This window comes from Streptomyces sp. NPDC022552 (assembly GCF_055561875.1).
In genome coordinates this window covers 34,832-47,212 of sequence record NZ_JBVHGJ010000013.1, presented here as the reverse complement: position 1 = coordinate 47,212, position 12,381 = coordinate 34,832, and the positions used below count along the sequence as shown (strand labels likewise).

11 protein-coding genes are annotated in these 12,381 nt (G+C 73.7%); 7 read left to right on the top strand and 4 right to left on the bottom strand.

The features are described from left to right. Positions 1–14: 14 nt before the first annotated feature. Entirely contained in the window at positions 15–407 is a 393-nt protein-coding gene (locus tag ACZ3OF_RS28090; RefSeq protein WP_361674497.1) for a VOC family protein, read from the bottom strand. Positions 408–454: 47 nt separating this feature from the next. Here ACZ3OF_RS28090 and ACZ3OF_RS28085 point away from each other — a divergent pair, with 47 nt between their 5' ends. Then, positions 455–1,090 (top strand): nucleoside/nucleotide kinase family protein, encoded by a 636-nt coding sequence (locus ACZ3OF_RS28085; RefSeq protein ID WP_467307496.1) that lies wholly within the window; start codon positions 455–457, stop codon positions 1,088–1,090. 17 nt (positions 1,091–1,107) lie between these two features. Here ACZ3OF_RS28085 and ACZ3OF_RS28080 read toward each other — a convergent pair whose 3' ends face one another. Beyond that, positions 1,108–1,821 carry a CTP synthase C-terminal region-related (seleno)protein gene (locus ACZ3OF_RS28080; RefSeq protein WP_467307494.1) on the bottom strand — a complete coding sequence of 238 codons (714 nt, stop codon included), beginning with the start codon at positions 1,819–1,821 and terminating at the stop codon, positions 1,108–1,110. Between the two features lie 176 nt (positions 1,822–1,997). On the opposite strand from ACZ3OF_RS28080, the gene ACZ3OF_RS28075 reads away from it, so the two are divergent. The 3 genes from ACZ3OF_RS28075 (at position 1,998) to ACZ3OF_RS28065 (ending at position 5,107) form a co-directional block, all read left to right on the top strand. Beyond that, the gene (locus ACZ3OF_RS28075; RefSeq protein ID WP_467307492.1) at positions 1,998–2,870 is read left to right on the top strand and encodes a LysR family transcriptional regulator; all 873 of its coding nucleotides are present in this window, start codon (positions 1,998–2,000) and stop codon (positions 2,868–2,870) included. A gap of 61 nt (positions 2,871–2,931) precedes the next feature. Next, positions 2,932–3,906 (top strand): DUF1444 domain-containing protein, encoded by a 975-nt coding sequence (locus ACZ3OF_RS28070; protein WP_361674490.1) that lies wholly within the window; start codon positions 2,932–2,934, stop codon positions 3,904–3,906. 40 nt (positions 3,907–3,946) lie between these two features. Then, complete coding sequence (locus tag ACZ3OF_RS28065; RefSeq protein WP_361674488.1) at positions 3,947–5,107, top strand: aminopeptidase P family protein; 1,161 nt, start codon at positions 3,947–3,949, stop codon at positions 5,105–5,107. 21 nt (positions 5,108–5,128) lie between these two features. On the opposite strand, the gene treZ is transcribed toward ACZ3OF_RS28065, so the two are convergent. Then, the gene (treZ, locus tag ACZ3OF_RS28060; RefSeq protein ID WP_361674486.1) at positions 5,129–6,880 is read right to left on the bottom strand and encodes a malto-oligosyltrehalose trehalohydrolase; all 1,752 of its coding nucleotides are present in this window, start codon (positions 6,878–6,880) and stop codon (positions 5,129–5,131) included. Positions 6,881–6,957: 77 nt separating this feature from the next. Next, positions 6,958–7,947 (bottom strand): GNAT family N-acetyltransferase, encoded by a 990-nt coding sequence (locus ACZ3OF_RS28055; protein WP_467307490.1) that lies wholly within the window; start codon positions 7,945–7,947, stop codon positions 6,958–6,960. A gap of 184 nt (positions 7,948–8,131) precedes the next feature. Between ACZ3OF_RS28055 and ACZ3OF_RS28050 the strand changes: the two genes are divergently transcribed. From ACZ3OF_RS28050 to ACZ3OF_RS28040, 3 genes are all read left to right on the top strand, one after another. Further along, a complete protein-coding gene (locus ACZ3OF_RS28050; RefSeq protein WP_361441114.1) occupies positions 8,132–8,680 on the top strand; it encodes a DUF1707 and FHA domain-containing protein in 549 nt (182 codons plus the stop codon). A 137-nt stretch (positions 8,681–8,817) separates the two neighbouring features. After that, the gene (locus ACZ3OF_RS28045) at positions 8,818–11,058 is read left to right on the top strand and encodes an MMPL family transporter (RefSeq protein WP_467307487.1); all 2,241 of its coding nucleotides are present in this window, start codon (positions 8,818–8,820) and stop codon (positions 11,056–11,058) included. Positions 11,059–11,221: 163 nt separating this feature from the next. Then, the gene (locus tag ACZ3OF_RS28040; protein ID WP_467307485.1) at positions 11,222–12,349 is read left to right on the top strand and encodes a cytochrome P450; all 1,128 of its coding nucleotides are present in this window, start codon (positions 11,222–11,224) and stop codon (positions 12,347–12,349) included. The last annotated feature ends 32 nt before the right edge of the window (positions 12,350–12,381 follow it).

Genomic DNA, 12,381 nt, shown 5'->3' with positions numbered 1-12,381 from the left:
CGTGGGGGGACCGTTCAGGACGTCGGCTGCAGGAGGTCCCAGCGGTTGCCGTAGAGGTCCTCGAAGACCGCCACCGTGCCGTACGGCTCATGGCGCGGTTCCTCCAGGAAGCGGACGCCCGCCGTGGCCATGCGGTCGTGGTCGCGTGCGAAGTCGTCGGTGTGGAGGAAGAAGCCGACCCGGCCGCCCGTCTGGTGGCCCACGGCGGACTCCTCCTCCGGGCTCTTCGCCCTGGCCAGGAGCAGGCCCGTGCCGGCGGCGGCTCCGGCGGGCCTGACGACGATCCAGCGGGAGCCGTCGTCGCGGGTGGTGTCGTCGACGAGGTCGAAGCCGAGAGGGCCCGTGTAGAAGGCGAGGGCCTCGTCGTAGTCACGGACGACGAGAGTGACGAGAGCGATGAGGGACATACGTCCAGGTTATACGTATGACCGGAGGGGCGCCAAGCGGTGCGACAATGCACCGCATGGACGCCCAGCTGCTCGCCGAGCTCACCGACCGCGCCCTGCTCCTCGCCGTCCCCGGTACGCGGCGGATCCTGGGGCTCGCCGGGGCGCCCGGAGCGGGGAAGTCCACGCTCGCGGCCCGCCTCGTCGCCCGGCTCGACGGCCTCGCCGTCCTCGTGCCAATGGACGGCTTCCATCTGGCGCAGGGGGAGCTGGAGCGGCTCGGCCGCGCCGAGCGCAAGGGGGCGCCCGACACCTTCGACGCCGCCGGGTACGCCGCGCTGCTCGCCCGCCTCCGCAGCCCCGAGCCCGGCACCACGGTCTACGCCCCCACGTTCGACCGCACTCTGGAGGAACCGGTCGCCGGGGCGATCCCGGTCGACCCCGACGTGCCGCTCGTCGTCACCGAGGGCAACTACCTGCTCCACGACCAGGGCCCGTGGGCCGCCGTCCTTCCGCTGCTCGACGAGGCGTGGTTCCTGGAGCTCGACGACCACCGCCGCGTGCCCCGGCTCGTCGAACGCCATGTCCGCTTCGGCAAGGACCGCGCCCACGCCGAGCGCTGGGTCCGCGACTCCGACGAGTCCAACGCCCGCCTCGTCGCCCCCGGCCGCGACCGCGCCCACCTCGTCGTCCGCATGACATAGGCAGCGGACGAGCACGTCTAGCGGGCCGCGTGGTCCGTCGCCGCCCGCGCCAGGGCCCGCACGATCGGGTGCGGGTGGGTGCCGTCGCCGGCCAGTTCCGGCTGGAAGAGCGTGGCCAGGAAGTAGGGGTGGCCGGTCAGTTCCGCGATGCGGACCTGACCGGCCTCGTCCTCTCCCGTGAACCGCATGCCGTGGGCGTGGAGGGTGTCCAGATGACGGCTGTCGGGGCCGTAGTTGCAGTGGTAGCGCTCCGTCGTCCGTTCGGCGCCGAGGACCGACTCCGCGAGCGAGCCCGGAGTCACCCGGACCGGACCCTCGTGGCCGACCAGCGAGCAGGCGAGCGGTGCGATCAGCGGGTCGTCGCCAGCCGCCGCCGGGTCGTTCTCGGCGTGCGCGGCCGCCGGGAGACCGCAGACGTCACGGGCGAATTCGAGGAGCGCGTGCTGGAATCCCGCGCAGGTGCCGAGGAACGGGATGCCGTCCTCGCGGGCGGTACGGATCGCCGCCAGCGCGCCCGCCTCACTCGCGTACGGACTCCCCGGCAGCACCCACACCGCGTCGAAGTCCTTCACCGCGCCCGGCGCCTCCGCGTCACCGGTCGGGATCCAGTACGCGTCGAGGACCAGGCCGTCCCGCTCGGCCAGCGCGTCCAGCAGGGCGGGGATGCGGACATGGGACTTCACGTGCGGGGAACGGTCGCCGACCAGCGCGATGCAAGGAGTGTGCGTCATGCCGACCATGCTGGTCGGAGGGGCAGGTTCACGTCCAACGATGATTCCTGCACGTCCGATCGCGAACGCTTATGAGGGCCGACGGCGGCGCCGGAGCAGCGGCGAGGAGCCTCGCGACCGCACATGACCAGGGGGCTGCCGCGTGAACCCGCGCAATCTCCTACGCTCGGAACCCCATGGACCCGCACCACCTCCGTACCTTCGTCACCGTCGCCCGGCTCGGCTCCTTCTCCGAGGCCGCCCGCGCGCTCGGCTACACCCAGTCCGCCGTCTCCCAGCACATCGCCGCCCTCGAGAACGACCTCGGCCTGCCGCTCCTCGGCCGCCGCCCCGTCCTCCCCACCCGCGCCGGCGACCGTCTCCTCGAACACGCCGGCTCGCTGCTCCTCCGGCTCGACGCCGCCCGCGCCGACCTCGCCCGGTTCGCCGCCGCGCCCCGCGAGACGCTGACCCTCGCCGCCTCCCCGCTCGCCCTGCACCCCCGTACCCTCGCCGCCCTGCCCGCCACCGGGGTCACCCTGCGCACCCTGACCCGCGACGAGGTGTCCACCGCCGTCGCGACCGGAGCGGCCGACCTCGGTCTGGTCGACGGACTCGCCGCCCCCAGCGACCCGTTGCGGCTGCCCGACGTCGCCCCGCTCACCGCCTACCGCGTCGCCGAGGAGCCGGTCGCCGTGGTCCTTTCCGCCGGGCATCCGCTCGCCGGCCGCCCCGGCCTGAAGCTCGCCGACCTCGTCGACGCCCGCTGGCTCGACGCACCCGACGCCGGCCTCCCGCTCGACCGGCTGCGCTCCGCACACGGCGGCCCCTCCGGCCACGGCTTCCGCACCGCCCTACGCCACGAGGGCACCGACTCCCGAGTCCTCGGCGCCCTGGCCGCCGCCGGACACGGACTGACGCTCCTCCCCGTCTCCCTCGCCGCCACGATCGCCGGAGCCGTCGCCGTACCGCTGAGCGCCCCGCGCCTCGTCCACCGCGTCGAACTCCTCCACACCGGCGCCGAACCCTGCGGCCCGGCAGCCGAGTTGACCCGACGGCTGACGATCTGACCGGCCGTGCCGACACGACACCCCCTAGGCTGGTCCCACGGCGAGAGGAAGGCGGGCGGACGTGGGGCTGTTCCGGCGAGGACCCAGGCGCGACGGTGACGAAGCGCCCAGGGACCCCGAGTTCTCGTACTTCTCGCAGCGCGAGGCCGCTCTCTTCCGCAGCCGCGTCCGTGAGGCCTTCGCCGAACTCGGCCTCGAAGTGACCGTCTACGCCGACTCGGTACGCGACGCCGACGGCCGTGCCTTCGGTCTCGGCAACCTCGCCGCCGTCTGCCACAACGACCGGCGCGGACCGCGCGTCTGGCCCGCGCTGATCCGCCGCCATGTCGGCCTGGTGCTGCGCACCATGGACGGTCCCTCCGCGCTCGACACCCTCCGGCCCGAGCAGATCCGCGCCCAGCTCTACCCCCGCGTGATCAGCGGCGACGGCATCGACCCGGGAACCTTCGGCTACGCCCGCAGCGTCGCGCCCGGACTGTACGAGATCCTCGCGCTCGACCTGCCCGAGAGCGTCGTCATGCTGACCGACGAGGCGCTCGAACCGCTCGGCGACGTGACGGAGCTGCGCGACCGGGCGCTGGCCAATCTGCGCGGGCTGCCCGTCGAAGGCCACGAGACGGTACGGGACGCCGACGGCATGACCTTCGAGGTGATCCTCGGCGACTCCTTCTACACCGCGAGCCGCGTCCTCGACCTGGACGCCGTGGTGCGGCGCGTGACCGGCCGGCCGCTCGGCGAGCACGGGGCCCTGGTCGCGATGCCGTTCCGGCACCAGCTGGCCTTCCACCCGATCCGCGACACCACGATCGTCCCCGCGCTCGGCGCCATGGCCTCGTTCGCCGCCTCCGGTTACGAGGACACGCCCGGCGCCATCAGCCCGTACGTCTTCTGGTGGCGGGGCGGCACGCTCACTCAGCTCAGCGACCGGGACGGGGACGACGGCGAGCTGCGGATCGTCGTCGGCGAGGACTTCCACGAGCTGCTCGAACGCCTCATCGCCCAGGGGCCGGGACACGGCGGCCAGGAGCCGCGCTGAGCGGTCGCGCCGCGAGGACCGGGCGGGGCAGGATGACCCCATGTCGAGTACGCCTGAGTCCCGTACGTCCGAGTCCCCGACGCCCGCGCCCTTCACCGCCGACGACTACCGGGCCCGGATGGACCGCGCCGCCGAGTCGGCAGCCGACGCCGGACTCGCCGGCGTCCTCGTCGCGCCCGGCCCGGACCTGGTCCACCTGACCGGCTATCAGCCGACCGCGATCACCGAGCGGCTCACCGTCCTCGTCCTCGCCGCCGGCCGGGACCCGGTCCTCGTCGTGCCGACCCTGGAGGCACCAGACGCCGAGAAGGCCCCGGGCGCCGCCGCGCTCACCCTGCGCGACTGGACCGACGGCACGGACCCGTACACCGTCACGGCCCCCCTCCTCGACGTCGAAGGACGCTTCGGCGTCAGCGACAACGCCTGGGCGATGCATCTGCTCGGGCTGCAGAAGGAGCTGCCCTCCACCTCGTACGTGTCCCTGACCGAGGCGCTGCCGATGCTGCGGGCGGTCAAGGACGCGCACGAGCTGGAGCGGATCGCGGCGGCCGGAGCCGCGGCCGATCAGGCGTACGGCGAGATCCTCAAGGTCGCCTTCGCCGGCCGCAGGGAGACCGAGGTGGCGGCGGACCTCGCCGCACTGCTCATGCGCTTCGGCCACTCCCAGGTCGACTTCACCGTCGTCGGTTCCGGGCCCAACGGCGCCAACCCGCACCACGAGGCGGGCGAACGGGTCATCCGGCGCGGGGACATGGTCGTGCTCGACTTCGGCGGCCTCAAGCACGGTTACGGCTCCGACACCACCCGCACCGTGCACGTCGGCGAGCCGACGGCCGAGGAGCAGCGCGTCCACGACCTGGTGCGGGAGGCGCAGCAGGCCGGCTTCGAGGCCGTACGTCCTGGCGTGGCCTGCCAGGACGTCGACCGGGCGGCCCGCAAGGTCATCACGGACGCGGGCTACGGCGAGTACTTCATCCACCGCACCGGCCACGGCATCGGGGTCACGACCCACGAGCCGCCGTACATGATCGAGGGCGAGGAGCTGCCGATCGTGCCGGGCATGTGCTTCTCCATCGAGCCCGGCGTCTATCTGCCCGGCCGCTTCGGCGTCCGGATCGAGGACATCGTGACTCCGACGGAGGCCGGTTCGGGGGCTCGCCGCTTCAACAACACCCCGCACGAGATGGCGATCGTGGAGTGATCCGGCCGCGGCCCCCCTGGCTCACCCGTCCGTCAGCACCACCGCGCACTCCGCCGGGAGGCGCAGCAGGCCGTCCGGGCCCGGGGCGTCGACCGGGGTCCAGGCGGCGATGACCCGGTCGCGGCCGTTCGTGCCGAGCGGGATCTCCGCCGGCTCCTTGCCCAGGTTGACCGCGATCCTCAGCACCCCGCGGCGGAACGCGAGCCAGCGGCCTTCCTCGTCGAAGGCGACCCGCACCGCCGCCAGGTCCGGGTCCGTGAGGTCGGGCAGCGTACGGCGCAGCGCGATCAGCTCGCGGTGCCAGGCCGCCAGCCGGTTGTGCGGGGCGCGTTCGCGCTCGGTACGGTCGAGGACCGAGCGGTCCCGGGTGGCCGGATCCTGCGGGTCGGGAATGTCCTCCGCCGCCCAGCCGTGTTCGGCGAACTCCCGACGCCTGCCCTGCCGTACCGCCTCCGCGAGCTCCGGGTCGGTGTGGTCGGTGAAGTACTGCCAGGGTGTGGTCGCGCCCCACTCCTCGCCCATGAAGAGCATCGGCACCGAGGGTCCCGTCAGGACCAGGGTCGCCGCGCAGGCGAGCAGCCCGGGGGAGAGGGTCGCCGAGAGGCGGTCGCCCTGCGCCCGGTTGCCGATCTGGTCGTGCGTCTGGGCGTACCCCAGGAAACGGTGCGCCGGCGTACGGACCCGGTCCACCGGCCGGCCGTGGTGGCGGCCGCGGAAACTCGAGTACGTACCGTCGTGGAAGAAGACATGGGTCAGCGTCTTGGCGAGCGCGGCCAGCGGGGCGCGCGCGAAGTCGGCGTAGTAGCCCTGGGCCTCGCCGGTCAGCGCCGTGTGCAGCGCGTGGTGGAAGTCGTCGTTCCACTGGGCGTGGACGCCCAGGCCTCCCGAGACGCGCGGGGTCGTCGTCCGAGGGTCGGCCGTGTCCGACTCGGCGATGAGGAAGTGCTGGCGGCCCTGCTCCCGCGCCAGCTCGTCCACCGCCTCGCTCAGCTCCTCCAGGAACGTCAGCGCCCGGTCGTCCACCAGGGCGTGCACGGCGTCCAGCCGGAGGCCGTCGATCCGGTAGTCCTGCAGCCAGGCGAGCGCGCTGTTCCTCAGATACGCGCGGACCTCGTCCGAGCCCGCCGCGTCCAGGTTCACGGCGGCGCCCCACGGGGTGTGGTGCGTGTCGGTGAAGTACGGGCCGAAGGACGGCAGATGATTCCCGGACGGGCCGAGATGGTTGTGGACCACGTCCAGGACCACACTCATCCCGAGGCCGTGCGCCGTGTCGACGAACCGCTTCAGCGCCGTCGGACCGCCGTACGGCTCGTGGACCGCCCACGGCGCCACGCCGTCGTACCCCCAGCCGTGCCTGCCGGGGAAGGGGCAGAGCGGCATCAGCTCCACATGGGTGATCCCGAGCCCCGCCAGCTCCCCGAGCTGCTCCGCCGCCGCGTCCAGGGTGCCGTCCCGGGTGAAGGTCCCGACGTGCAGCTCGTAGAGGACCGCGGCGCGCAGCCGCAGCCGCGGGGCCTCGTTGAACCAGACGTACGCGGAGTGGTCGACGACCGCGCTGAGGCCGTCCGGGCCGTCCGGCTGACGGCGGGACCGGGGGTCCGGGAGCACCGGGCCGTCGTCCAGGGAGAAGCCGTACCGGTCTCCGTCCTCGGCCGGCACCACGCCGGTCCACCAGCCGTCCCGCTCGGCGTCCCGCTCCAGCGGGTGTCCGGTGCCGTTCAGCTCCAGCGTCACCCGGTCACGGGCCCGCGGGGCCCACACCTCGAACAGCACCGGCCGATCCCCTCGTCGATGGTCCACTCGCAACGGCAGCCGCGACCCTGCCGCAGCTACGGCGTCCATCCTGGCAGTCAGGACTGGGCCGCGCCCGGCGTGTCCCAGACGAAGTTGATCGCACGCTGGAAGGTCGCGTACCCCGTGCGGGCGAAGGCGTTCGCCATCGGCACGTTGCCCAGGTCGGTCGCCGCGCGGATGCGCGGCACGTCCTGGGCGGCCAGGATGCGGGTGCCCTCGGCGAGGATGTCGTCGATGTAGCCCTTGCCGCGGTGTGCGGGGAGCACACCGATGTAGGCGATCGTGTGGTTGTAGTTGTTCCGGGCGGGGACGACGAAGCCGACCGGCTCGCCGGTCTCCGGCAGCTGCGCGACCTGCCACCACGCTCGGGGCGAGGCGTAGTGCGCGAACTCCTCGTCGTAGTGCTGCTCCGCCGCCTCGCGGGCCGAGAGACCGGACGCGAGGTCGGCCTTCCCGTGCGCGTCGAGCGTGCCCTCCATGACCGGGGTCATCAGCGCGACCAGGTCCTCGCGGTCGCGCACCGGGCGGAAGTCGAGCCGGCCCGTCGGCTCAGGTACGGGCGTGCCGGGGAGCCACTCCAGGCGCAGCCGCTCGACCAGCGGGCGGGCGCCCGAGGCCTCCAGGACGCCGAAGAGCGTCTCCAGCCGGGCGTGGGTCTCGGGAACCTCGCGCCAGTCCGCCGGCATGAAGCGGCCGAACTCCGGGCGGGCCGCTCCCGCCGGTACGACCGCCGCGGTCGCCGTCTCGAGCAGGCGCAGGCCGATCTCGGCGCGCTCCCGCTCGGGGAGCTCGGGGTCCAGGTCGAAGAAGTCGAGGGCGAGCGGCGCGCCGCCCTCCTTGCCGGTCCACCAGGAGATCCTGGCGAGGACGCGGTCGCCGCGCAGGGCGACCCACATCCACGAGGGCAGGCGGCGGCCGGTGGCGAGGTCGTCCTCGAGTTCGTGGTCGAGGACGTAGCTGAGCCGGCAGAAGAGGTCCAGCTCGTCCGGTCCGGAGAGCGGGCGCAGCGTCACGCCGTCGGGCGTGCTGGTCGATGACGTGGTCACGTCGTGGTTCCCCCTGGGAGTCGAGTCCGCAGACCGTAACAGCGATCTTGGTCCGGGCGGTACGGAATTGAGGTGGGGCAGGCGGGAGTGGACGTGGTGGCGGCAGCAGGCCCGTGTGGGCCCCGTGCGGCCCTGTGCGGCCCCGTTCTGGACACTTCGGGCCCGTCGGACCGACAATCACGTTGTGACGACGCCTTTCGAGTTCTCCACGCACCCCGCTCGGCTCTCCGATGCCGAGCGGGACCGTGCGCTGGTGCTGCTCCGTGAGGGCGCCGCCCAGGGCAGGCTCTCGCACGACACCTTCCTCTTCCGTATGGAGCGGGCGCTCGTCGCCCAGCGACCGGACGAACTCGCCCTTCTCACGGCCGATCTGCAGACCGAGTCCGGCTGGACGCGGCGCGTGGTGGGCGTCGTGGAGAAGATGTCCGCGTTCACGGCCAAGCTCGGCCGGGCCTGGCACGCCGAACGGCTGCCGAAGCTGCTCCTGCCCGAGCCGGGGCCGTACCCGCTGCGGATCGGCCGCGACCCGGTGAACGGGCTGCGGCTCAGCCACGAGACGGTCTCCCGGATGCACGCCGAACTCTCCCTCCAGGACGGGCTCTGGGTGCTGCGCGACCTCGGCTCGACCAACGGCACCGTCGTGAACGGACGCCGGGTCACGGGCGCGGTGGCCGTCCGGGCCGGCGACATGGTCGGCTTCGGGCAGATGTCGTTCCGGCTCTCCGTACGCTGATGTCCTTCCGGGCCCCCTCTGTGCGCTGAACTCACTGGATTCATAAGGGATTTCTCCTGCGGGTGGGGATAACCCCCCGGCGGTCCACCGGAGTCCACCAGTGACCGCGTGGCGCCTCCGGCGGGAGGCTGATCACCATGAGAAGAACTGGTCAGCAGCCCCCGACTTCCCCGGGCTCCCGGGCCTCCCAGGCCTCCCGGGGCAAGGGCCCGGTCACGGTCCGTACGGCGCGATGGTGTGCGACGCATCCGTGGAAGGCGATCGCCGGCTGGGTGCTCCTTGTCGCCGTGTGCATCGGCGCCGGGGCGGCTGCCGGCACGAACAGGGGCTCGTTCGCCGACTTCTGGATCGGTGAGGCGGGGCGGGCGGAGGCCATGGCCTCGGGCAGCGGACTGACGCCGCCGCCGGTCGAGCAGGTACTGATCGAGCGCACGGCCCGGACGGCCGGCGACGAACCCTCGGTCGCGGCCGAGGAGATCCGCCGGCGGATGGGGACGCTCCCGGCCGTCGAGAAGGTCGACGCCCCGGTGACCTCGCGCGGCGGCGACGCGGTGCGGGTGGCGGTCACCCTGCGCGGCGACCGGGAGACCGCGAAGAAGGACGTCGAGACGCTCCTCGCCCAGACCGCCGAGGTCCGGCGGGCCCACCCCGGTCTGACGATCGAACAGACCGGCAGTGCCTCCATCTCCGTCGCGGTCAACGACAAGCAGGGCCAGGATCTCCAGCGGACCGAGATGATCAGTCTCCCGGTCACCTTCCTCATCCTCCTCGTCGTCTTCGGCGCGGTCCTCGCCGCCGGAATCCCCGTCCTGCTCGCCCTCTTCTCCTTCGCCGGCGCGGTCGGTCTGTACGGGCTCGCCTCCTGGGTCTTCCCGGACGCGGGCGGTGCGGCGCTCAGCGTCATCTTCATGATGGGCATGGCGGTCGGCGTCGACTACTCGCTCTTCTGTCTCAAGAGGGCTCGCGAGGAGCGCGAGCGGTCCGGCGGCACGATCTCGCACGCCCGCGCCGTCGAGCTGGCCGCCGCGACCTCGGGCCGTGCGGTCGTCGACTCCGGGTTCGCCGTCGCCCTCTCCCTCGCCGGTCTGTACCTCGTCGGGGACGTGATCTTCTCGTCGATCGCCACGGGCGCGATCCTCGTCACGCTGGTGGCGGTCGGCGGTTCGCTGACCGTCCTGCCCGCGCTGCTCGCCAAGCTCGGCCACCGGATGGACGGCGGCCGGCTCGCCCGCCGCCGTCGCGGGGGCGGCGAGGGGCGCGTGTGGGCCGCGCTGCTGCGCCCGGTCGTGCGCCGCCCGTTCGTGGCGCTCCTCGCCGGCGTCGCCGCGACCGTCGCGCTGGCCGCGCCCGCGCTCGGCATGCGGCTCGGCACCGAGGGCAAGGAGACGTTCCCCGACAGCATCCCGGCCGTCGCCGCGTACGACCGGCTCGTGACGGCCTTCCCGTCCGAGGGACCGGCGCATCTCGTTCTCGTACGGGGTGAGGACCCGGCCGCGCCCCTGCGGAAGCTGGCCGGGGCGACGCGCGGCGACGCGCTCTTCGCGCAGGACTGGGCGCCGGTGGTACGGGTCGCGGAGGACGGGCGCACGGCGCTGCTCGCGCTGCCCGTCCCGTACGCGGCGAACTCGCCCGAGGCCGACCGCTCGCTGGCACAGGTCCGCCAACGCCTCCTGCCCGCCGCCGTCGACGGCACGCCCGGGCTCCAATGGGCTGTGTCCGGCGAGATCGCGGCCGGCGCCGACTACGCGGCCCACCAGGAGCAGCGGCTCCCCTGGGTGATCCTCTTCGTCTCGCTCGCCACCCTGGCGATCATGTACGCCGCGTTCGGCTCGGCGGTGACGGCGGCCCTCGGCACGATCCTCAACCTGGCCGCCGTCCTGGTGGCCTGGGGCGTCCTCACCCTGGTCTTCCAGGGGACGTGGGCGGAGGGCCTGCTGGGCTTCGAGTCGCTGGGCTTCGTCGGCTCCCGTACGCCGCTGATGGTGTTCGCGATTCTGGTGGGGCTCTCCACGGACTACCAGATCTTCGTCGTCAGCCGGATCCGTGAGGCCGTACAGCGGGGTGTGCCGACCCGGGAGGCGGTGGTCGACGGGATCGCCGGCTCGGCGAGCGTGGTGACGAGCGCGGCGGTGATCATGGTGTCGGTCTTCGTCAGCTTCCTGTTCATCGACCGCATCGAGATGAAGCAGATCGCGGTGGGTCTGACGGTCGCGGTGCTCTTCGACGCGATCGTGCTGCGCGCGGTGATCCTCCCGTCGGCGATGGCGCTCCTGGGCGACCGCGTCTGGTGGCCGCACCACCCGGCGAAGACACGGACCGGGACGCCGTCGCCGGGGCTGCCGTCCGGCGCGGGGGCCGAGGGGAAGGTCCTCGTCTGAACCTCGTCACGGCGCCCGCGTGTCGCGCTCCGGGATCTCCGTCCTGCGGACCGAGATCCCAGAGACGGTCGACTTCACCCGTTCGGCGGTATGCGGGCTGCGGGTGACCGTCGCCGGTGGTGGGGTGGGGAGACGCACACACGCTGGACCGACAGGGGGCGCGATGCGCGACGAGTCGAAGCCGTGGATACGGAAGGACGGCTGGGCGGACCTGCCGCCCATGGAGCCGTGGCCCTCCCCGCGCGCCCGGACCGGTGCCACCACCTCCGCGGCCGCCTCCGCCTCCCCGGCGGCGCGGCCCGCCGGACGCGTCAGGGCGGCGGACGGGCGCGTCCGGGGCACCGCCGCCGCGCCCCCCGCCGCCGGGCCGTCGCGGAGCCGGACCGTCGCGCCCAGCCCCCTCGACCCCGGCGCCACCCGGGACCCGTACCGCGTCCACCGGGTCCTGCGCGAGGAGTTCCCGCTCACGTTCGACCCGCTGCTGCGCGCCTGGGTCCTCAGCCGGTACGCCGACGTCGCCACCGCCCTCACCGACGCCCGGTTCACCCATGGCCACCGGCCCGGCGACCCGCCGTGCGCCCAGACGCACGTCGACGTCGACGTGGCCGAGCTGCGCAGCGCCACCGCGCGCACCGCCCATGTCCTCGCCCGCCGGATCACCGACCGGCCCAACGCGGACCTGGTCGCGGACTTCTGCCACTGGCTGCCCGCGGGCACCGTCGCCGCCGCCGTCGGCGTGCCCTACCGGGACATGATGCGCCTGGTCCGCGGCCGCGCCGCCTCCGCGCTCGCGGGCCAGTGCACCAGCCAGATCTCGGTACGGGAGAAGGCCCTCGCCTCCTTCCTCGCCCACGTCCTCGTCGACCCGGAGCGCGCGGCCGCGCTCCGGGACGCCCCCTCGGAGCGGATCGCCCGCGCCTGGACCGAGTCGCTGCGCCACGACCCGCCCGTGCAGATCGCCGTCCGCCGCACCGCCGCCGAGGTGCGCGTCAGCGGCGGCACGATCCCGGCGGGGGAGCCCGTCGCCCTGCTGATCGGGGCCGCCTGCCGGGACCCGGAGCGCTTCCGGGACCCCGACCGCTACGACCCGCTGCGTGACGACCCCGGCCAGCTCACGTACGGCAGCGGCGCCTGCCCCGCCGTCCTCCTCGCCGGGTTCGAGGCCGAGTACGCCGTGCGGGCGCTCTTCGACGCCATGCCCCGGCTGCGGCTCGCCCACGGCTTCCGGCCCGAGCGGACCGGCCTGATCACCCGCGCCCCGCGGAGCCTTCTCGTACGCCCCGGCGGCTGAGCGCACCCCCGCACGCCCCCGTACGCCCGCCC